Below are 18,146 nucleotides of genomic sequence, written 5' to 3' on the forward strand. Positions count from 1 at the left end.
TGCTTCTTCCTAAGTCATCGTGTGAAGACCCTTGTCAAAAGATGATCAATCGAGAGATAGAAACTCCCATTCTTCGGAATCGCTGGCTTGCCCAATCTCGATTGGTAATGGGATTACGATCTTACAATAAGAATTCCAAGCCGCGAATGATAAAAATGTCCTTTATTGGTGTTGATGGACAACGCTTCAAGAAGGATGTTTCAAGAAACGATGCCGTGGCTGTAATCTGCCTACCATTACTTGTGCCAGCACGATTCATGATCGACACTTACCCGATAACAGCTCGCGACGGCATCGAAGTGCGCGGGACGTGCGATGTAATGGTTCACGGCGGAACGCTGACGAACACGTCTGACCCACAAGCTAAGATTTCCGCCCTGTGCCGACGCTTTAGGGCTAGTCAAGTCGACTTAAATGTCCAGATAACGCCTGGTGAGCTTAGCAGGTTTCTCTGCAAGACCGCTCACGGTTTCCATGTATCTCAGCGGGGCCTCTTTCCCTTAGAAGAGAGCCCCGCCCTCGCCATAATGAGAGCAGATAGAACTGACTATTCAAACTGGATCGGAAGTGAAGACTTTTCACCGAGCGGTGATACGTCTGAGATGCATGACCTCTCGATAGAGGACGTAGTTACCGAAGCCGGAATCTCCTGCACTGTGGTGAAGATCCGCATGTTTGGCGCCTTTGGTGTGGATATGCGCTATGTGGTTGTGACCCGAGCCAAGGGCTGGCAGGTCCACACGATCAGAGACCAGAACCCTATCGTCCGCACCGGAAAAGTCTCACTGGTAAGCGAGATTTGATATTGGAAAGCGCTAAAATATCTGCGCAAATAACTAACTCGCCAATCTAGCGCCCTGTCGTTTGCCCGCGCACCAACTCTTGGAGGCGCTCAAGCGCCTCCTTTTGCTTAGGCACGGGTAACTTTGACACCAGCAAAATTATCTCGGCCAGCGTGTCAGAAGTAGCGTGAAAATACGCAACTGGCAGCCCTAGTGCTTTTGCCAAGGCATCGGAGGTTGCCGGATCTGGGTCATGTTGCCCCGTCTCGTAGCGGCTCACGCGCGTGGCTCCGGACACCGAGTCCACCATCCCGATGCGCTCCGCCAACTCGGCTTGGGTCCAACCCATGACCATCCGCGCATGGCGCAGACGCGTGCCATAGACCGTGGCCGGTGTTTTGGGTTTGGGCATCGAGAAGATTGCACGAAAGCTGAATTCCCTCAGTGTGCCGCTTGGAAGCGGGCTTCTCATCTGCGATTATCGTAAATGCCGCCAGGCCGGCGGTCTACAGGGGCTTTCCGTATGAAGCACACAGGACAAGGAGCGTTCGCTGCGCTCTTGGCGTTGACGCTCGTCTCGCCGTTCACCACCCAGGCCCAGGACTTGCCAGCGCAGAAGCCCGGCCTCTTCCGTCAGCTCGGAAAGAGCTTGGCCAACTCAGGCAAGCAGATGGTTGGCATCCAGCCGAACGCTAGCGGCAAGGCAAATAGCCAAGGAACTGGCTCGATCTACACGCCTATCAGCGGTGCAGGAAAGCTGCCCACCCTTTTCAAGGGCGACAACCACCAGTGGGCCCAGCTCGGGAAGTTGGACTGGCCCCGGGTGGCGTTGACGTTCCAGGAATGGGGTGCGTCCTTGCCTTGCTGGACAGTCGAAGCCCGGATTTGGACCAACGCCAGCGCTTCGACGGTGGAAACGTTCCGGACCTGTGCAGATGCAGCCCTGACGGAGACCGACGACCTGGGCGACACCGCCGAGCTCAACACGGCCGCCCTCTGGAAGGGCCGCGACACCCTCAATGGCATCCGGGTGCCGTCGAGCAAGGCCAACACGGGGGCCAGCCGCTCTATCGGCCCGAATCCGCCGGCCCAGCCCTTTGTCGTCAATGTCTCCCGCCCTGGTGTGTCCGACAAGGCGTTCGACGTTGCCCTGAGGGTGGCCTGGGTCAGCGGCTTCATCCAAACCGCGGATCTACACCCGGGACCCTCGGGAATGCTGACGCCCTTCAAGGATTCCCGACTGTGGATCGCGGGGTTCAAGCCCGACGGCAACCGCGACAAGTAGTGAGCACTGCCCTCGGCCGCTTCTCCCATCACCATCTCTCAGCAAAGGAACGACATGAAAAACGCATGGATTGGCCTGGTCGCATTGACCATGGCCCTGGGCCTGACCGCCTGCAGCGGCAAGCCATCGAGCGACAACGCCAAGCAGGCGCTGGTTACCCTGCTCCAACAGAGCGGTGCCGGCCAAGTCACCGACATCCAAAACTTCGAACTGACCGGCTGCGTGGAGGCGGAAGGCGCCGACGGCTACAGATGCGACACGCGCGGGCAGGTGGTCTTGGAGATTGCCGGTCGGCAGGTCCCCGTGCCGGTCAACAAGAACTTGCGCTACGCCAAAGCGGACGGCACCTGGAGCGCTTACGCCAAATGAGCACGAAGACCGATTCGATGGCAGGAACGTCCGTCGACGCCCTGGGGGCTGGCGGGGACGCCGCGCGGCGAGCTGTTCCCAGGAAGGTCATGACACCCCACAACCGCTTCTTCTGGTGGTTCTCGCTCAGTCTGCTGTTCCTGGGTCCGTTTGGCTTTCTCGTTGGGCCGCTGATGGCTCGCCGGGGCCTGCGGAAAGCAGAGCGCTTTCACGCTTTCGAGGCTCATATGGCACGTCAGCGTGATCGCGGCTTCAGCTGGTGGCAGTGGTGGGTCATGACCCCGCTGACCGTCATGGGGGCTTTTTGGGTCACCTCGGTGCTGAGCAGTCTGCCAATGGTTCTGTTTGTGCTGTATGCGCAGCTGACTAAGTGAGAATTGTCTCTCACCCGTGGCAAAGGACTCATAAGTGCCAGCCGCAGGGAAATATGCCCGACGTCCCGACTTCTCAAGGGGACATGGCATCAAACCTGTGAGTCTGATATTAGATAAGCAACAACCCTACATGCATGGACTTTCCTTGGGTTTTTGTTGGAATCTTATTCACGGCCTGCAACTGACGGTGCCATCGTAATTGACCTAAAGTCGACTACAGAGACTACACTGTGACTTCTACTGCAGCGGAAAGCATCATCATCAATGAGCGCTAAAAACCGCCATTAACTTCAAACTCAGTTTCAGTAAAAACGGGCTGTGTTTCCACAACCCGTCCTATCTCAATAAATCGGAGATCTGAGACAGACAAATCATGCCTCACTCAAGTTTAAGGGTCGACGCATCGACTAGCGGTGCATCAACGTCTTCTTCGCCGCCACTTACCCTCCCGCTAGAAGCCCAGATAGAGAAAGTCTTCTTCATAGACTTCTGCTTGGCGGCGGCGGCATCAAACTTGACGGCCCGCTTCAACGTCAGCGGTGTGGTGGTTCGAGGCATTCGCACGAACAGGTTCCGGCCAGGCTTTTTTACTTCCATAGCTGTGTCCTCACTGCTGCTACCGACATCTCTTCACGTTGAGGAAACTGATCTACCATTTCCTCGAACACTTCAACAATGCCACTTATTTTTGACGCTTCTTCACCGCTTTCACCTAGCATGATAGCAGCAAGGCGGTCAAGCGTCAAATTGGCAGATTCAATTAGAAGAACAGGCGGACCGTCTTCGTTGGTGAAAGTTTCGGGCAGCGTCAACTCAAGCGCAACAAGCCACTTGCCTTTATTGATGAGCCAGCCGCGCTCACCGGACTCTTCCTGAATCATTAAGGCAGGGTAAGGGGAGCGATCCTCTGCTTCCGGCCCAGTTTTGATTGCCAGCCTAACAAACGGAAGGCGCCTTTCTCGCAGTTCGTCGCCAGAATACCCCAGCGTAAATCGAGGCCAAAGCAGCGAGGGATGCTCAGGCCTTCTAAGTGCAATCGAAAATAGGAAATCTTCATAGCTGACCTTAGTATCACAATCGTTACCATTAAGATGATCAACTAAAGCTACACGCAGAACGTCCAACATATCTAGAACCTCCTGCTCAGATACCGATGAGATCAGGACGCGCTTGCAGGACAACCTAGCCTTTTCTACCTCAGCGATGTAGTCAGAAAGAGACAAATCAAAATCTAGCAAATCCAATTTCGTTGGAACTGGAACCATAATTAGCCCGGGTATTCCTCGCTTATGAATACTTGATGGGCCCGACAAAACCGCCGATATCATTCCGGCAATCCAACCTCCCTCCGCCTTATCGCTTGGTCCAGCTTCACGGACCAAAGAGAAACCCAGGGTCCACGCCTCGGGCGACAAGGCCCTGTCGTCATCAAATGGCCATAAGGGCAAGTTAGAAAGAACACCTCCATCCACAAAACGCTGAGGCCCACGCTTCTCAATATTAATTTCGTATGGAGAGAAGATAATTGGTAGACATATAGAGGCACAAACTGCGTCAGCTACCGAAACATTGGCAGTAGTCCAATACGAAAAAACCTCCACATCCCTAGTTGAAACATTGGTAGAGACAATTTTTAATGACCTACACCCGCACTTTCTAAGATCCTCGAAAGTTACGCCGTCGGGATGCTCGACCGGACGCCCTTCCAAAGCCTTTAAAATTGCATCATTGATAACGTCCCTAATCACATCAAGAGATGCCAATCCCTTTTTTATCTTCAAGAATCTTATGGCCAGAATAGCAAAAAAGAAAATAGGAAGGGCCAACAAAATTACTGGCACCCAAGCAGACCATTCGAAACCCAGAACGACAAAAGAAACTGACAAGGCAATCAAGTTAATATAAAACTCAGCCGCAATGAATTTTATCAGAGAAAATTTATCTGTTAACTCCTTTAAAACAGCCCTAATCCGCTTTATGTTCCCCCATCCCCTTTCGGTAAATAGGGACGTCGGGCTTTTGTAACGTCCATCACACACTTCCTCCAGAATGTGAGACCCCGTTTTTTGGCCGCTACTGTTAATCTTACAGCTAAATATATCATCCGCCCGATATCCGACCGCCACTAGCGCTGCGACAATAGCTCCAGCAGACGTTCCAGCGACTGCAGATATTTCATGAGGGATACCTCCGAGAGACTTTTCATGAATCCAATCTTCCAATGCTTTTAAACCACCCAGATGAGCCACTCCCTTCGCCCCACCGCCCTGGAAGGATACATATATTTTCTGGCTTTCAGTCATTTTCAGTTATCGGTCCATTTTTTCGATGCAGCACGTCGCAGCTTTTTCAAAGCAAGCCAACGATTGAAAAGTATGCCAATCTTGGTAAGAGACCTGGCGGGATCGCCAATTATGTGGAGCTGAACTGACACGCTGCATGCTCCCGAAGTTTGCACAGCATATTAAAGCCAAGCCCCTCTATGGCCCCGCTTATGACAGATTTTCGGCAAACTGGCCCAGGCTATAGAGAGGAAGCGAAATAGGGAGACCGAGCTTGGACAGCGTAGCAATCCTGTCAGGCAGACTTCTCCTGTCGATGTAGAACTTCTCCAACACGGTCTGCCCGGTTCCGTGCCCCGTGAGCGCCCCAATCGCCGAAGCCGACACCCCTGCCTCGTCTAGCTTCGAAGCGATAGTGTGCCGGAACCCGTGGAAGCCCTGCCCCTTCTCCAACACCCCCTGCCGCTTAATGTAGACGGAGAACTGGCGGCTCAGCTGCCGTCCGTAACCCAGCCCTGTTGAGTTGGGCAGGTCCGGGAATAGCCGCTCCACTCCAGCCTGTCGGGCCTCTTCCACGTAGGTCAGAAAGCCGCAATCGATCACCGGCTGAGCCAGCGGGATGAACCGCCGGCTGTGCTTGTTCTTGATGCTCTGCTTCTTCCCGATTTTGCGGACGAAGAAGCCCGGCACGCCGTCAATGGTGTCGATGTCCTCCAGCCGGAGCTGCGCGATCTCGTTGACCCGAGCTCCTGAGTAAAGCCCGAGGATCGGGCCAAACCACCGATGGGGATATTTCGACGCCCACTTCGGGAACTCCACCGGGTCAAAGATGGCCTTCAACTCCGCATCGGTAAACGGTGAGCCGGTGTCTTCCGAGTCCGGCGTGGAAATCGCACGGATGCCCGCCAGCGGATTCACCGCCAGATGTTTGCCCTCAACAAGCGACACCAGAAAGACGCTCAGCCGCTGCCGGTGCTTGGCCATCGTCCATGCCGCCGGCTCTGGTTCCTCGTTCTTTTTCGCCAGCTTGATGACCTCGGGCACCGACAGGTCCCGATAGGCCGGCCGCTTGGTGGCATTCGACGGCCAATAGCGCACGCCCTCAAAGAAGGCCCGCACGTGATCCTGGGTCAGCGAAGCCACAGGCACGTCCTTGCCGATGATCCCGGCAAACAGGCGCAGCGTATGGCGGCTTTCGAGCACGGTCTTTTGATGCAGGCGTGCGCCGGCCAAGTCACTCAAATGATCGGCCATCGCCTTGGACAGCATCAGCGCCTTGGGTGCATCGCCGCCGCCGGATATGCGCTGACTGCCCTCGCGCAACTGTTGCCGACGCTTGGCCACCCTCGCCGCCATGACCTCGGTGGGCTCTGTCTGCCGCGCCCGCACCATCAGGTCTCCGAAGATCCCGGCATCGGCGGGGTTGTCCAGCTGCGCCTGAGCAATGCGCGTGCCGTCCGGCAGCGTCACATCTTTCAGCGTCAGCTCTTTGATGTCCCCACTGCGAACCTTTTCCAACAGCTCTTCCAGATCCACGGTCATCCCTTTCCGCATGGCATCGAATGCCATCGATAGTGCCATTCCCATCGTGGCCGCCGCCAGCCTGGCGTGGTCACCACGACGGTTTCCCAGCGATCGGACAAGGTAACGCGAGCCAATCGAGGCTCGAAGATCGGTAGGGACAAAGAAGCGCGCATAAAGGCCAGCCGAGCGCGACATCATCAGAGGCTTGGGCAAGATTGATACCTCGATTGATACCTCAAGGGGCATCGCTCGGAATCATCAATCGGCCGAAATATCCAGCTAAGTCAGTCACTTATAGACTTGGCGGAAGCTCTGGAGCGGGCGATGGGAATCGAACCCACGTCAGTAGCTTGGGAAGCTACAGCTCTACCATTGAGCTACGCCCGCACGGCGCTGGGAGAGTTTAGGCGGGTGTAGGCATCGGGCGCAATGCGCAGACGTGACGAGGGCCGGTTGCCCGGCCCTCGTGTCTTGTACGTGCTACCTGCAGCGATTCGGCGTGGGTCAGAAATTGCCGCTGAAGTTCACGAACAGCGTTGCATCGCGGGCGCTGCGCTGCGCGGTGGTGGTACTCAGGCCAACGTTGCTCTGCAGGCCCCACAGGCCGGTGCGTGCCCCCAGCACCACGGTGGCGTAGTTGCGATCGAAGTTCTGGCCAGGGACGGTGTACATGCCCACTTCCGGCATCGACTGCAGCCAGGCGCTGGCTTCGCTACCGTCCTTGAACTCGTGGTCGTAGGTCGCCTGCAGATACGGCTTGACCGCCGCACCGTCGAGGCGCACCTGGAAGCCGATACGGCCGACCAGCGAGTCGATGTCCTGGTCGGCATAGCCCAGCGCGGTAGAGCTTTCGTTGCTTTCGGTGTAGCCGTCGAGCTTGAGCTTCTGCCAGGTCAGGCCGACCACCGGGCCGTACTTGACGTTACCTTCGCCCAGCGAGTAGCCGGCGTTGACCGCGGCGGTGAGGTTGCTGCCGTCCGGCGAGCCGCTGTGCACGCGCGTGGCTGGCCCAAGCTGTACTTCGCGGTCGACGTCGTAGCTCAGCCAGCTGTAGCTGACCTGGGCGTTGACCCACACCGGGCCGGTGTACCAGCCGAAGAAGCCACCCAGGGTGGTGTCGTCCTGCTTGAAGCTGCCGTTACGGTTGCCGAAGTCGGCGTCCATGCTGCCGAAGCCGGCAAAGCCGCCGAACACGACATCACCCGCGCTCCAATCCACACCGAACAGGCCGGCCGGCGCCATGCCGTCGTACAGATCGGCATGGTCGTAGCGCTGCATGTCGCCACGCACACTGCCCCACCAGCGCAGGCCGTCGGCGTCCGGCTTGCCGTCCAGATGCCAGGCCACCTGGTCGGCACGTGCGCGGCCGATCGCCTGCGCGGAATGCGTCAGCACCTGCTGCAGACGCGGCGCTTCCAGCAGCGAGATGGCGTACTGGCCCAGGATCTGGTGGGTGGCGGTGGTCGGGTGGATGCCGTCGGCGAACACATAGCTGTTCTGCGCGTTGGCCGCGACCAGGCTGGTGGGGTTGCACGCCGGCAGCGGCACCGCCGGGTTGCAGGCGGTGCTGGTGACGTTGCTGAAGCCGTAGGTGCCCGGATCGGCGACCACTTCCTGCAGGATGTGGAAGGTATCGACCGGAATCACGCGCAGGCCGGCCGAACGCAGGCCGTTGAACAGTGCGGTGTTGTAGGCGGTTGCCGCGGCGGTGCCCTGCGCCATCGCAGCGGCTCCGCCGGCACGGAAGCGCGGGGTGATGCCCACGTCCGGAATGGTCGGCACCATGACGTAACGCGCGCCGGCGTTCTGCAGGGTCGCCACGGCGCCCACCTGTGCGGTGACCGCGCTGCCGATGATGGCCTGCGCCTGTGCCGGCACGGTGGCTGCGGCGAGCAGGTCGTTGGCGCCGCCCCACACGGTGTAGAGCGCGTTCGGGTCGGCGCGGCCGCCGTTGGCGGTGAGGTAGGTGTTGATCTGGCTGGTCACCGACGGTGCGGCGCCAAGTGCGCTGACCGAGCTGGCCTGGATGCGCGCGCCGCCGGCGGCGTAGTTGTCGCCGACCTGGCCATTGCCGTTGGGCGCGGCGTTGGTGCCGAAGTGGTCGCCGACATATTCGGCCCACACCCAGCCGGGGTTGGTGGTGAACTTGCCGGTGACTGCGCGCGAAGCGGCCGGCAGCAGCGGGTTGTAATAGCCACTGTCGGTGAGGCTGTCACCGAAAAATACAGTCCGGTCGAAGGCCGACTCGGCCATGGCCGGGGTGGCCGCAAGAGCAATGGCGACCGCCATCAGGGAGCGGATCGGGCGAAGTGTTGAAGCCATGGGAGTGCCTGCTTGAAGTGGATGGGACCGGACCGGCCTTGCAATACGTACGCCGGCGAATGGCAATGGTTTCACCCTTGCCGCCCGCGCTCACGCTGCATTGCCGCATAACGCAAAAACGCGCGCCGGGGCGGCACGCGATGCAACAATGATGCCATGAACATTCAACTCAACGGCACCCCGCGCACGCTTCCCGACAACCTGCCGCTAGCGACCCTGCTTGAACAGGAAGGGCTGGCACAGCGACGTGTGGCGGTGGAGGTCAACGGCCAAATCGTCTCGCGCGGGCGGCATGCCGAACACGCGTTGCGCGAGGGCGATGTGGTGGAAATCGTGCATGCGCTGGGCGGTGGTTGATTGCCGCGCAGGCCGGCGCATCCGCGCCCGATCGGTGATAATTGCCGCATGACGAATCCCGCCCCCTCTGATGCGCTGGTCATCGCCGGCAAACGCTACCGTTCGCGCCTGTTGACCGGCACCGGCAAGTTCAAGGATCTGGACGAAACCCGCCTGGCCACCGAGGCTGCGGCGGCCGAGATCGTGACGGTTGCCATTCGCCGGGTGAATATCGGCCAGGACCCCAATGCGCCCAGCCTGCTCGACGTGCTGCCGCCGGAGCGCTACACCCTGCTGCCCAACACCGCCGGCTGCTATACCGCCGACGATGCGGTGCGCACCTGCCGGCTGGCGCGCGAGCTGCTGGACGGCCACAACCTCACCAAGCTGGAAGTGCTGGGCGACGAGCGCACGCTGTACCCGGATGTGGTGCAGACGCTCAAGGCCGCCGAGCAGCTGGTGGCCGACGGCTTCGAGGTGATGGTCTATACCTCCGACGATCCGATCCTGGCCAAGCGCCTGGAAGAGATCGGCTGCGTGGCGGTGATGCCGCTGGCGGCGCCGATCGGCTCGGGCCTGGGTATCCAGAATAAATACAACCTGCTGGAAATCATCGAAAACGCCAAGGTGCCGATCATTGTCGACGCCGGCGTGGGCACCGCCTCGGATGCGGCGATCGCGATGGAGCTGGGCTGCGACGGCGTACTGATGAACACCGCCATTGCCGGCGCGCGCGATCCGATCCTGATGGCCAGCGCGATGCGCAAGGCGATCGAGGCCGGGCGTGAGGCGTTTCTGGCCGGGCGGATTCCACGCAAGCGGTATGCGTCGGCGTCGAGTCCGGTGGATGGCGTGATTGGATGAGGGGAGATGCTGCGTTGACAGTGCGGTCGATGCGCAATGATTGGCCGTGTGGCGTGCCGGATGTTGCCGTTGCTAGATCGCGCGTTGCTGCGAGTGGCTCCTCACGCCGTACCCTCACCCCAACCCCTCTCCCAAAGGGAGAGGGGCTTTGTTTTCTGATGTGACTGACTTTCATGACTGATCCTTTCACCAGCGACGGCGCCAAGATGCCGCCCAAGCCCTTCACCATCGAAGAGGGGCGCCGGCAGGTGCGCAGCTTCGTGTTGCGCCAGGGCCGTTTCACCCCCGCGCAACAGCGCGCCTTCGACGAGCTTTGGCCGCGTTTCGGGCTGGACTACACCGGCACGCCGCGCGATCTGGATGCCGCATTCGGACGCGACGCGCACAAGGTGCTGGAGATCGGCTTCGGCAATGGCGCGGCGTTGCGCTTTGCCGCGCAGCAGGACCCCAGCCGCAATTACATCGGCATCGAGGTGCACGCACCCGGGGTGGGCCGCCTGCTCAACGCGCTGGACGACGATGGCAGCACGCATGTGCGCCTGTATCACCACGATGCGGTGGAAGTGCTCGAACACGAGATCGCCGATGGCGCGCTGGACGAGGTGCGCATCTATTTCCCCGACCCGTGGCACAAGAAGCGCCATAACAAGCGTCGCCTGATCCAGCCCGCCTTCGCCCAGTTGCTGGTGCGCAAGCTGCGCGACGGCGGCCGCCTGCATGCCGCCACCGACTGGGCCGATTACGCCGAACAGATGTGGGACGTGCTCGACGCCACACCGGGCCTGGTCAACCGCGCCGGCCCGCGCGGCCACGTCGAACGCCCCGCCTGGCGCCCGCAGACCCACTTTGAAACCCGCGGCCAGAAGCTTGGGCATGGCGTGTGGGATCTGGTTTATGACCGGGATTCGGGAATCGGGATTAGGGATTCGTAACAGCGCCTTCCCGCACACCCGACGCCGCAGCAGCTCAACGAACCCCACTCCCGAATCACGAATCCCGGCCCCCAATGGACACCGCGCTGACGCTGACCAACGATATGAAGCTCGTCCTCGGGCTGGTCGGTTTCACGATGGCGATGTTCCTGTTCGAGCGCATTCGCGCCGACGTGGTGGCGTTGATCGTGCTGGTGGTGCTCGGTGTCACCGGATTGGTGGCGCCGGAAGAACTGTTCGGTGGTTTCTCCGGTAATGCGGTGATGAGCATCATCGCCACCACCATTCTCGGCGCGGGGCTGGAGCGCACCGGTGCATTGAACCGGTTGGCCACCTGGCTGCTGCGGCGTTCGCACGGCAGCGAGCAGCGTCTGATGATGATGACGCTGGCCATCTCCGGCTTGAATTCGTCCTTCATGCAGAACCCGTCGGTAATGGCGCTGTATCTGCCGGTCGCCTCGCGGCTGGCTGCGCGTACCGGGCTTACCTTGCAGCGCATGTTGTTGCCGATCGCCGCGGCCATCGTGATGGGCGGCGCGCTCACCATGGTGGGCAACTCGCCGCTGATCCTGCTCAACGACCTGCTGGTGTCGGCCAACAACAACCTCCCCTCGGGCATGGCCAGCATCGAACCGTTGACGATGTTCGCGCCGCTGCCGATCGGTGTGGCGCTGCTGATCGCCGCGTTGCTGTACTTCCGCTTCTACGGCGACCGCAAGCTGATCGAAGAAGAACGCCTGATCAACGAAGGCGTCACGCCCTCGCGCACCGAAAGCTATTTCGCCAAGACCTACGGCATCGACGGCGACGTGTTCGAACTCATCGTCAGCGCCGAAAGCCCCTTGGTCGGCATGACCCTGGGCGAGGCCGAAGCCATCCATGACGCCCCGCTGCTGCTGGCCTTGAAGACCGGCAACGACACCCGCCTTGCCCCGCCGGCGGACATGCGCATCTGGGTCGGCAGTGTGCTGGGTGCGATGGGCAAGCGCCAAGACGTGACAGACTTTGCGCAGAACCACTTCCTGCGCATGTCCTCGCGACTACGTAACCTGGGCGACCTGTTCAACCCCAGCCTTGCAGGCATTTCCGAAGCGGTGATCCCGCCCAACTCGCGGTTGATCGGCAAGAGCGCCGGCGAGCTGCGCCTGCGCAAGCAAGCCGGCATCAGCCTGCTGGCGATCAACCGCGACAAACAGGTGATCCGCGAGGACGTGCGCAACGTGCCGCTGCGCGCCGGCGACATGCTGGTCTTCCACAGCATCTGGCAGGACCTGGCGCAGGCTGCGGAAAGCCGCGATTTCGTGCCGGTCACCGACTTCCCGAAAGGCGAGCAGCGCCCGCACAAGTTCAAGATCGCGATGGCGATCTTCGCTTTCACCATCTTGATCGCGCTGACCTCGCGCCTGCCGGTAGCACTGACGCTGATGACCGGCGTGGCCTGCATGCTGGTCAGCGGCGTGCTGCGCATGGACGAGGCTTACGCCTCGATCAACTGGAAGACCATCTTCATGATGGCCGGGCTGATCCCGCTCGGCTGGGCGATGGACAGCAGCGGCACTGCGGCCTGGGTGGCCGGCCACACCATCGACCGCCTGCCCGAAGGCATCCCGGTGTGGGCGCTGGAAATCAGCCTGGCGTTGCTGACCACGGCATTCTCGCTGGTGATCAGCCACGTGGGTGCGACCATCGTGATGGTGCCGATTGCGGTGAATCTGGCGCTGGCCGCCAACGGCAACCCGACGGCGTTTGCGCTGATCGTGGCATTGTCGGCATCCAACAATCTGATGACCGCCTCCAACCCGGTGATCTCGATGGTGGCCGGCCCTGCCAACTATCAACCGCGCGAGCTGTGGCGCGTGGGCGCACCGCTGTCGCTGATCTACACCGTGGTGATGGTGTCGATGATCAACCTGATGTTCTGGTGGGCGGCGCGCTAAAAGCGGCTAGCAAACGACTGCGCTCGCCGCAGCATTGGCGTCCGGTGCAAGCTGCGGCATGTTCGCTCGCATACGCGGCTTTGCGTCTCGTCCACGCACCTGCTGATTCCGCGCGATATTGCCAGCCGCTCTAAATCGCCAGTGTGCGTCGGGCTTACCCCAGCAGCACCTGCTCGTCCTGGACCCGTACCGGTACCGCAAACAGCGATTGACCACGGCACGGGCCGCTGACGCATTCGCCGGCATCGAGTTCGAATGCCGCCCCGTGCGCGGCGCAGACCAATTGCCCGTCCTTGGTCTTGAGAAATTGCCCCGGCGCCCAGTCCAGCCGGCGACCGGCATGCGGGCAGATGTTCAACCAGGCACGGACCTGCGCGCCGTCGCGGTACAGCACCACCGATTCGATCCCGCCATCCAGCACGGCTTCGACCTCCAGAAATCCGGCATCGGGAATCTGCGTCAACGCGGCAAGCGTGGTGGGCGATGGCGAAGACATGCAGGCGACCGGACAACGATGGGCCTGAATTGTGGCATGCGCGCCGGGGCAGCACTGCCCACCTGGGGGCGACGGCTGCAAGCGTCTGAAGAGATGGCCGCCCCCGGCCAACCGGCCATCCCCGCGCCGCAGAGGCCTTGCCCCGCACGCACCATGTGATCGCGCTTGCAAAACGCAGCACCGCTTAACGAACTTTTCACTCAATGACATGAAACCGCAACGATACTGCGCGCTTGTTTCCTGCCCGGCAGCCCACCGCCATGCCTGCACGCATCTTCCAATTCGGCAACCTCCACCACCTGTTTGCGCCGCGCAAACCGCGTCACCCGTTGGTGCGCGTTGCCGCCGGCCTGGCTGGCCTGGTCATCCTGGCGGTGCTGATCTTCTTCAGCGTGTTCGTTGGCGCGGCCATGATCCTGGGCGGCATCGCCTGGAAGGTGTTGAGCAAATCGAACCGCCGCACGCCGCAGCAGGCGCGCGTGGTTGAAGCCGAGTATCGCGTGGTGCGCAAGCCCGCGTTGCCGTTGTCGCACTGAGCGTCTTTCGCTTGTGCCGCACACTCGCTGCGTCTCGCACCGGGGGTGAAGCACCCCCTGTCCTGCATCGGCATGTGCTCGCACATGCCGATGTGCGTTGAGGGGTGTCACATCCTTCCTGTTGCGTGAGCTGTGGTCTGCGCTCGCTTCAACAGTGAAGGTTCCGCCGGACACGGCCAAGCGGCTAGACTCACGCGTCCCGTTCTTGAGGATGCGCGCATGACCCACGATGTGATTCCCGCTGCCGATGTCCCGCGCATTCCAGTGGTCGGCGGCGGCAGTTTTCCGGTGCACCGCATCTACTGCGTCGGGCGCAACTTTGCCGACCATGCGCGCGAGATGGGCGCCACCGCACCGGCCTCCAAGGCCGAGCGTGGCCAGCCAACCTTTTTCATGAAGCCTGCCGACGCCATCGTGGTCGGTCACGGCGACCAGATCCCCTACCCGCCCGGCACCAAGGAACTGCACCACGAAGTGGAGCTGGTGGTGGCGCTGGGCAGCGATGCGCCGGCCGGCGCGTTGCCGGTGGAACAGGCCGACGCGTTGATTTACGGCTACGGCGTGGGCCTGGATCTGACCCGCCGCGATCTGCAGGCCGCTGCCAAGGCCAAGGGCCTGCCGTGGGACATCGCCAAAGGCTTCGATCACTCCGCGCCGATCAGCGAGCTGGTGCATGCCGGCGAAGTCGGCGCGCTGGAGGCGTTGAATCTCTCGCTGGAGGTCAATGGGCAGGTGCGTCAGCAGTCGTTGCTGGATCAGATGATCTGGACTGTGCCGGAAATCCTGCATGAGCTGTCCAAGCTCTATGCATTGCGCGCGGGCGATCTGATTTTCATGGGCACGCCGGCCGGTGTCGGCCCGTTGTTGCCGGGCGACCAGTTCAGTGCACGCCTGGAAAACGTCGCCGAGCGCCACGGCATCATCGCGGGCTGACATCGGGCCGGCTACGATCGGGCTGCGGCAGTTGGTCCGCGACCGCAGTTTTGGGGTGCCTTATGGGAATGGTCAGCGAATTCAAGCAATTCGCGATGCGCGGCAATGTCATCGACCTGGCGGTCGGTGTGGTCATCGGTGCGGCGTTCGGCAAGATCGTCACCGCATTGGTGGAGAAGATCATCATGCCGCCGATCGGCTGGGCCATCGGCAATGTGGATTTTTCGCGTCTGGCGTGGGTGCTCAAGCCCGCAGGCGTCGATGCCACCGGCAAGGAAATCCCGGCAGTTGCCATTGGCTATGGCGATTTCATCAATACCGTCGTGCAGTTCGTGATCATCGCCTTTGCGATCTTCCTGGTGGTCAAGTTGATCAACCGCGTGACCCACCGCAAGCCCGATGCCCCGAAGGGCCCGAGCGAAGAAGTGCTGTTGCTGCGCGAGATTCGCGACTCGCTCAAGAACGACGCGCTCAAGCCGCCGGGCGCGCTGTAAGCGGACGCTACCAACGAATGCATCCCGCCGCGCAACTTCGCGCAGAAGGATGACCTTTCGCACGCAGACGGGGGACGCCGCGCTGATAAGCTCGGGGTCCCCCTTGTCGTTGGAGCCGCCCTGCATGCGTCGCCTCGCTGTTGCCATCTCTGCCCTACTCGCCTGCTCCTCCGCGCTCGCCGCCCAGACCAGCATTCCCGACAGCGCATTGCGCACCGCGGCGCAATTGCGCGAGCAGGCGTTGGCCGATGACACCGGCTTTGCGGTGGTGCAATCGCTGACCACCGAAGTGGGCCCGCGCATTGCCGGCGGCGAAGCAGATCCGCGTGCAGTGGCCTGGGCCAAGGCCAAGTTTCAGTCCCTGGGCTTCGACAAGGTGTGGACCGAGCCGGTGACCTTTCCCAAGTGGGAACGGCGTAGCGAACATGCAGCGGTAGTGGGCGCGCACGCGCAGCCATTGACCATCACCGCGCTGGGCGGCAGCCCCGGCGGCACCGTCGAAGGCGAGGTGGTGCGCTTCGAGACGCTCGCTGCGCTGCAGGCCGCGCCGGCGGGGTCGCTGGCCGGCAAGATCGCGTTCGTCGATTACCAGATGGTCAAGGCGCGCGACGGCAAGGATTATGGCAATGGCGGCGCAGTCCGCAGCAAGGGTCCATCGGAAGCGATTCGCAAGGGCGCAATTGGATTTGTGATGCGCTCGGCCGGCACCGACTCGCACCGCGTGCCGCATACCGGCATCACCCGTTTCGATGAGGGCCTGACGCCGGTGCCGGCGGCGGCGCTGTCGGTGCCCGATGCCAACCAACTGGCTCGCCTTGCTGCACTGGGCGGCACGCGCCTGCGGCTGGCGCTGGATTGCGGCTGGGACGGCACGGCAACTTCATACAACGTCATCGGCGAAATCACCGGGCGCAGCAAGCCCAAGGAGGTGGTGGTCATCGGCGGGCATCTGGATTCATGGGACCTGGGCACCGGCGCAATCGACGACGGCGCCGGCGTGGCAATCACCATGGCCGCCGGTCATCTGATCGGCCAGCTGAAGCAAGCGCCCAAGCGCAGCATCCGTGTGGTGGCCTTCGCCAACGAAGAACAAGGCCTGTACGGCGGCAAGGCCTATGCCGCCGCGCACGGCAGGGATGCCAAGGACATGGCGCTGCATCAGATCGGCGCAGAAAGCGATTTCGGCGCCGGGCGCATCTATGCGTTCAATACCGGCGCGGCGGCCCCGGACGACTCGCGTGCAGCGACCAAGCAGATTGCAGAGGTGCTCGCGCCGTTGGGTATCGCCTACGAACCTAGCAAGGGTGGCCCAGGTCCGGATGTCGGGCCGATTTCCGCCAAGGGCGGCGCCTGGGCATGGCTGGCGCAGGACGGTACCGACTACTTCGACCTGCACCACACCGCCGACGACACGCTGGACAAGATCGACCCGAAGGCGCTGGCGCAGAACGTGGCCGCCTACACCGTGTTTGCGTATCTCGCAGCAGAAGCCGATGGCGATTTCGGCAGCCGTGCGAAGGGCGTGCAACCGCCTAGCGAGTAATCTGGGAACGCAGCACTGCGTTGGCGTTTCCACTCCAGGACGAGCACACACGATGGCGGTCAAGCGGCAACGCAGTGCGAACAACGCGGCGACGTTGCTGGACGTCGCAAAACATGCCGGGGTGTCGCCGATGACGGCCTCGCGCGTCATCAATCGGCACCCGCACGTAGGCGAAGACATGCGCGTGCGCGTGGAAGCCTCGGTGCAGGCATTGGGCTACCGGCCGAATCTGGCCGGGCGCTCGCTGCGCACCAGCGGCTTGTTGCGCATCGGTGTGCTGTACAGCAACCCCAGTGCGGCCTATCTCAATCAGTTCATGCTCGGGCTGCTTGAGCAGAGCAGCCTCAATGGCAGCCAGGTTCTGGTGGAAAAATGCGGCGCCATCCGCAGCCAGCGTGCAGCGACCGAGCGCCTGCTCGCAGCCGGCGTGGATGGCGTGATCCTGCCGCCGCCGTTATGCGATTCGCGCCAGACCATTGCCGAACTCGACGCACGCGGCATTCCGGTGGTGGCGGTGGCCAGTGGCGCGCCGATGGCGCAAATCAGCTCGGTGCGCATCGACGACTACCAGGCCGCACGCGCCATCGTGGCGCATCTGATCGAACTCGGGCATCGCCGTATCGCACTGATCAAGGGCGACCCCAAACACACCCCAAGTGCCCTGCGCGCCAACGGCTATCTGGACAGCCTGCAGGCCGCTGGCCTGCCCGTGGCAGATGCCTTGATCGCCGAGGGATTGTTCACCTATCGCTCCGGCCTGCTCGCCGCGCGCAGCCTGTTGGCCCAATCGCAACCACCGACCGCCATTTTCTGCAGCAACGACGACATGGCTGCCGCAGCGGTGGCGGTGGCGCACGGATTGGGTTTGCGCGTGCCCGAAGATGTCTCGATCGCTGGCTTCGACGATACGCCGGTGGCCACCACCATCTGGCCGGAACTCACCACGGTGCATCAACCGGTCACCGCGATGGGCCGGGCGGCGGTATCGTTGCTTGCAGACGCCATTCGCCAACGGCGCAAGGGCGACGCAGCACACGGCGTGCATCAGGTGATGAAGTACACCGTGGTCAAGCGCGGCTCCACGGCTGCACCGCCCGATGAGTAATGCATCGACGCGTGAGCGTGCGGCGATTGGGT

At 61.6% G+C, this 18,146-nt stretch carries 19 protein-coding genes and 1 tRNA gene; 13 read left to right on the forward strand and 7 right to left on the reverse strand.

Annotation, left to right across the window (positions count from 1 at the left end; translation table 11 throughout):
- Nucleotides 1-155 precede the first annotated feature (155 nt).
- Nucleotides 156-803, forward strand: coding sequence for a hypothetical protein (locus M3O59_RS15685; RefSeq protein WP_147308444.1), 648 nt, complete (start codon nucleotides 156-158; stop codon nucleotides 801-803).
- Nucleotides 804-849: 46 nt separating this feature from the next.
- Here M3O59_RS15685 and M3O59_RS15690 read toward each other — a convergent pair whose 3' ends face one another.
- Nucleotides 850-1,254 carry a helix-turn-helix domain-containing protein gene (locus M3O59_RS15690; RefSeq protein WP_249046898.1) on the reverse strand — a complete coding sequence of 135 codons (405 nt, stop codon included), beginning with the start codon at nucleotides 1,252-1,254 and terminating at the stop codon, nucleotides 850-852.
- A gap of 51 nt (nucleotides 1,255-1,305) precedes the next feature.
- On the opposite strand from M3O59_RS15690, the gene M3O59_RS15695 reads away from it, so the two are divergent.
- Genes M3O59_RS15695 through M3O59_RS15705 form a run of 3 tightly spaced genes read left to right on the forward strand, consistent with a single transcriptional unit; the run spans nucleotide 1,306 to nucleotide 2,810 of the window.
- On the forward strand, nucleotides 1,306-2,067 hold the full coding sequence (locus tag M3O59_RS15695; protein WP_181920466.1) for a hypothetical protein: 762 nt from the start codon (nucleotides 1,306-1,308) through the stop codon (nucleotides 2,065-2,067).
- A 54-nt stretch (nucleotides 2,068-2,121) separates the two neighbouring features.
- Nucleotides 2,122-2,436 (forward strand): hypothetical protein, encoded by a 315-nt coding sequence (locus M3O59_RS15700; protein WP_116905186.1) that lies wholly within the window; start codon nucleotides 2,122-2,124, stop codon nucleotides 2,434-2,436.
- Nucleotides 2,433-2,810, forward strand: coding sequence for a hypothetical protein (locus M3O59_RS15705; protein WP_181920467.1), 378 nt, complete (start codon nucleotides 2,433-2,435; stop codon nucleotides 2,808-2,810). The genes M3O59_RS15700 and M3O59_RS15705 overlap by 4 nt, the downstream gene beginning before the upstream one ends.
- A gap of 378 nt (nucleotides 2,811-3,188) precedes the next feature.
- Here M3O59_RS15705 and M3O59_RS15710 read toward each other — a convergent pair whose 3' ends face one another.
- From M3O59_RS15710 to M3O59_RS15730, 5 genes are all read right to left on the reverse strand, one after another.
- Nucleotides 3,189-3,407 carry a hypothetical protein gene (locus tag M3O59_RS15710; RefSeq protein WP_147308445.1) on the reverse strand — a complete coding sequence of 73 codons (219 nt, stop codon included), beginning with the start codon at nucleotides 3,405-3,407 and terminating at the stop codon, nucleotides 3,189-3,191.
- Nucleotides 3,398-5,113 carry a patatin-like phospholipase family protein gene (locus M3O59_RS15715; protein ID WP_116905187.1) on the reverse strand — a complete coding sequence of 572 codons (1,716 nt, stop codon included), beginning with the start codon at nucleotides 5,111-5,113 and terminating at the stop codon, nucleotides 3,398-3,400. The genes M3O59_RS15710 and M3O59_RS15715 overlap by 10 nt, the downstream gene beginning before the upstream one ends.
- A gap of 189 nt (nucleotides 5,114-5,302) precedes the next feature.
- Entirely contained in the window at nucleotides 5,303-6,862 is a 1,560-nt protein-coding gene (locus M3O59_RS15720; protein ID WP_249046897.1) for a site-specific integrase, read from the reverse strand.
- A gap of 67 nt (nucleotides 6,863-6,929) precedes the next feature.
- Nucleotides 6,930-7,003, reverse strand: a tRNA-Gly gene (locus tag M3O59_RS15725).
- Nucleotides 7,004-7,120: 117 nt separating this feature from the next.
- Complete coding sequence (locus M3O59_RS15730) at nucleotides 7,121-8,905, reverse strand: autotransporter outer membrane beta-barrel domain-containing protein (RefSeq protein ID WP_116905189.1); 1,785 nt, start codon at nucleotides 8,903-8,905, stop codon at nucleotides 7,121-7,123.
- Nucleotides 8,906-9,094: 189 nt separating this feature from the next.
- Here M3O59_RS15730 and thiS point away from each other — a divergent pair, with 189 nt between their 5' ends.
- From thiS to M3O59_RS15750, 4 genes are all read left to right on the forward strand, one after another.
- Nucleotides 9,095-9,295, forward strand: coding sequence for a sulfur carrier protein ThiS (thiS, locus tag M3O59_RS15735; RefSeq protein WP_064629323.1), 201 nt, complete (start codon nucleotides 9,095-9,097; stop codon nucleotides 9,293-9,295).
- Between the two features lie 48 nt (nucleotides 9,296-9,343).
- Nucleotides 9,344-10,138, forward strand: coding sequence for a thiazole synthase (locus tag M3O59_RS15740; RefSeq protein WP_039405407.1), 795 nt, complete (start codon nucleotides 9,344-9,346; stop codon nucleotides 10,136-10,138).
- A gap of 173 nt (nucleotides 10,139-10,311) precedes the next feature.
- Nucleotides 10,312-11,070 carry a tRNA (guanosine(46)-N7)-methyltransferase TrmB gene (gene trmB / locus M3O59_RS15745; RefSeq protein ID WP_116905190.1) on the forward strand — a complete coding sequence of 253 codons (759 nt, stop codon included), beginning with the start codon at nucleotides 10,312-10,314 and terminating at the stop codon, nucleotides 11,068-11,070.
- 74 nt (nucleotides 11,071-11,144) lie between these two features.
- Nucleotides 11,145-13,007 (forward strand): SLC13 family permease, encoded by a 1,863-nt coding sequence (locus M3O59_RS15750; RefSeq protein WP_064629327.1) that lies wholly within the window; start codon nucleotides 11,145-11,147, stop codon nucleotides 13,005-13,007.
- Between the two features lie 154 nt (nucleotides 13,008-13,161).
- Here the strand turns inward: M3O59_RS15750 and M3O59_RS15755 are convergent, their stop codons facing one another.
- Nucleotides 13,162-13,503, reverse strand: a complete 342-nt coding sequence (locus tag M3O59_RS15755; RefSeq protein ID WP_064629329.1) for a Rieske (2Fe-2S) protein — start codon at nucleotides 13,501-13,503, stop codon at nucleotides 13,162-13,164.
- 260 nt (nucleotides 13,504-13,763) lie between these two features.
- Between M3O59_RS15755 and M3O59_RS15760 the strand changes: the two genes are divergently transcribed.
- From M3O59_RS15760 to M3O59_RS15780, 5 genes are all read left to right on the forward strand, one after another.
- Nucleotides 13,764-14,039: a hypothetical protein gene (locus M3O59_RS15760; RefSeq protein ID WP_064629330.1), complete on the forward strand. Its 276-nt coding sequence runs from the start codon at nucleotides 13,764-13,766 to the stop codon at nucleotides 14,037-14,039.
- A 219-nt stretch (nucleotides 14,040-14,258) separates the two neighbouring features.
- Nucleotides 14,259-14,972 carry a fumarylacetoacetate hydrolase family protein gene (locus M3O59_RS15765; RefSeq protein WP_064629332.1) on the forward strand — a complete coding sequence of 238 codons (714 nt, stop codon included), beginning with the start codon at nucleotides 14,259-14,261 and terminating at the stop codon, nucleotides 14,970-14,972.
- A 62-nt stretch (nucleotides 14,973-15,034) separates the two neighbouring features.
- Nucleotides 15,035-15,466 (forward strand): large-conductance mechanosensitive channel protein MscL, encoded by a 432-nt coding sequence (gene mscL, locus M3O59_RS15770; protein WP_116905191.1) that lies wholly within the window; start codon nucleotides 15,035-15,037, stop codon nucleotides 15,464-15,466.
- Between the two features lie 124 nt (nucleotides 15,467-15,590).
- Nucleotides 15,591-17,009, forward strand: a complete 1,419-nt coding sequence (locus M3O59_RS15775) for a M28 family peptidase (RefSeq protein ID WP_116905192.1) — start codon at nucleotides 15,591-15,593, stop codon at nucleotides 17,007-17,009.
- 52 nt (nucleotides 17,010-17,061) lie between these two features.
- Complete coding sequence (locus M3O59_RS15780; RefSeq protein ID WP_116905193.1) at nucleotides 17,062-18,114, forward strand: LacI family DNA-binding transcriptional regulator; 1,053 nt, start codon at nucleotides 17,062-17,064, stop codon at nucleotides 18,112-18,114.
- The last annotated feature ends 32 nt before the right edge of the window (nucleotides 18,115-18,146 follow it).

The sequence above is a fragment of the Xanthomonas nasturtii genome (assembly GCF_023337365.3).
Taxonomy (GTDB): Bacteria; Pseudomonadota; Gammaproteobacteria; order Xanthomonadales; family Xanthomonadaceae; genus Xanthomonas; species Xanthomonas nasturtii.

Coding starts and splice junctions, on each gene's coding strand:
- M3O59_RS15685 (WP_147308444.1), top strand. CDS start 156: ATGTCCTTTATTGGTGTTGATGGACAACGCTTCAAGAAGGATGTTTCA.
- M3O59_RS15690 (WP_249046898.1), bottom strand. CDS start 1,254: ATGAGAAGCCCGCTTCCAAGCGGCACACTGAGGGAATTCAGCTTTCGT.
- M3O59_RS15695 (WP_181920466.1), top strand. CDS start 1,306: ATGAAGCACACAGGACAAGGAGCGTTCGCTGCGCTCTTGGCGTTGACG.
- M3O59_RS15700 (WP_116905186.1), top strand. CDS start 2,122: ATGAAAAACGCATGGATTGGCCTGGTCGCATTGACCATGGCCCTGGGC.
- M3O59_RS15705 (WP_181920467.1), top strand. CDS start 2,433: ATGAGCACGAAGACCGATTCGATGGCAGGAACGTCCGTCGACGCCCTG.
- M3O59_RS15710 (WP_147308445.1), bottom strand. CDS start 3,407: ATGGAAGTAAAAAAGCCTGGCCGGAACCTGTTCGTGCGAATGCCTCGA.
- M3O59_RS15715 (WP_116905187.1), bottom strand. CDS start 5,113: ATGACTGAAAGCCAGAAAATATATGTATCCTTCCAGGGCGGTGGGGCG.
- M3O59_RS15720 (WP_249046897.1), bottom strand. CDS start 6,862: ATGCCCCTTGAGGTATCAATCGAGGTATCAATCTTGCCCAAGCCTCTG.
- M3O59_RS15730 (WP_116905189.1), bottom strand. CDS start 8,905: ATGGCGGTCGCCATTGCTCTTGCGGCCACCCCGGCCATGGCCGAGTCG.
- thiS (WP_064629323.1), top strand. CDS start 9,095: ATGAACATTCAACTCAACGGCACCCCGCGCACGCTTCCCGACAACCTG.
- M3O59_RS15740 (WP_039405407.1), top strand. CDS start 9,344: ATGACGAATCCCGCCCCCTCTGATGCGCTGGTCATCGCCGGCAAACGC.
- trmB (WP_116905190.1), top strand. CDS start 10,312: ATGACTGATCCTTTCACCAGCGACGGCGCCAAGATGCCGCCCAAGCCC.
- M3O59_RS15750 (WP_064629327.1), top strand. CDS start 11,145: ATGGACACCGCGCTGACGCTGACCAACGATATGAAGCTCGTCCTCGGG.
- M3O59_RS15755 (WP_064629329.1), bottom strand. CDS start 13,503: ATGTCTTCGCCATCGCCCACCACGCTTGCCGCGTTGACGCAGATTCCC.
- M3O59_RS15760 (WP_064629330.1), top strand. CDS start 13,764: ATGCCTGCACGCATCTTCCAATTCGGCAACCTCCACCACCTGTTTGCG.
- M3O59_RS15765 (WP_064629332.1), top strand. CDS start 14,259: ATGACCCACGATGTGATTCCCGCTGCCGATGTCCCGCGCATTCCAGTG.
- mscL (WP_116905191.1), top strand. CDS start 15,035: ATGGGAATGGTCAGCGAATTCAAGCAATTCGCGATGCGCGGCAATGTC.
- M3O59_RS15775 (WP_116905192.1), top strand. CDS start 15,591: ATGCGTCGCCTCGCTGTTGCCATCTCTGCCCTACTCGCCTGCTCCTCC.
- M3O59_RS15780 (WP_116905193.1), top strand. CDS start 17,062: ATGGCGGTCAAGCGGCAACGCAGTGCGAACAACGCGGCGACGTTGCTG.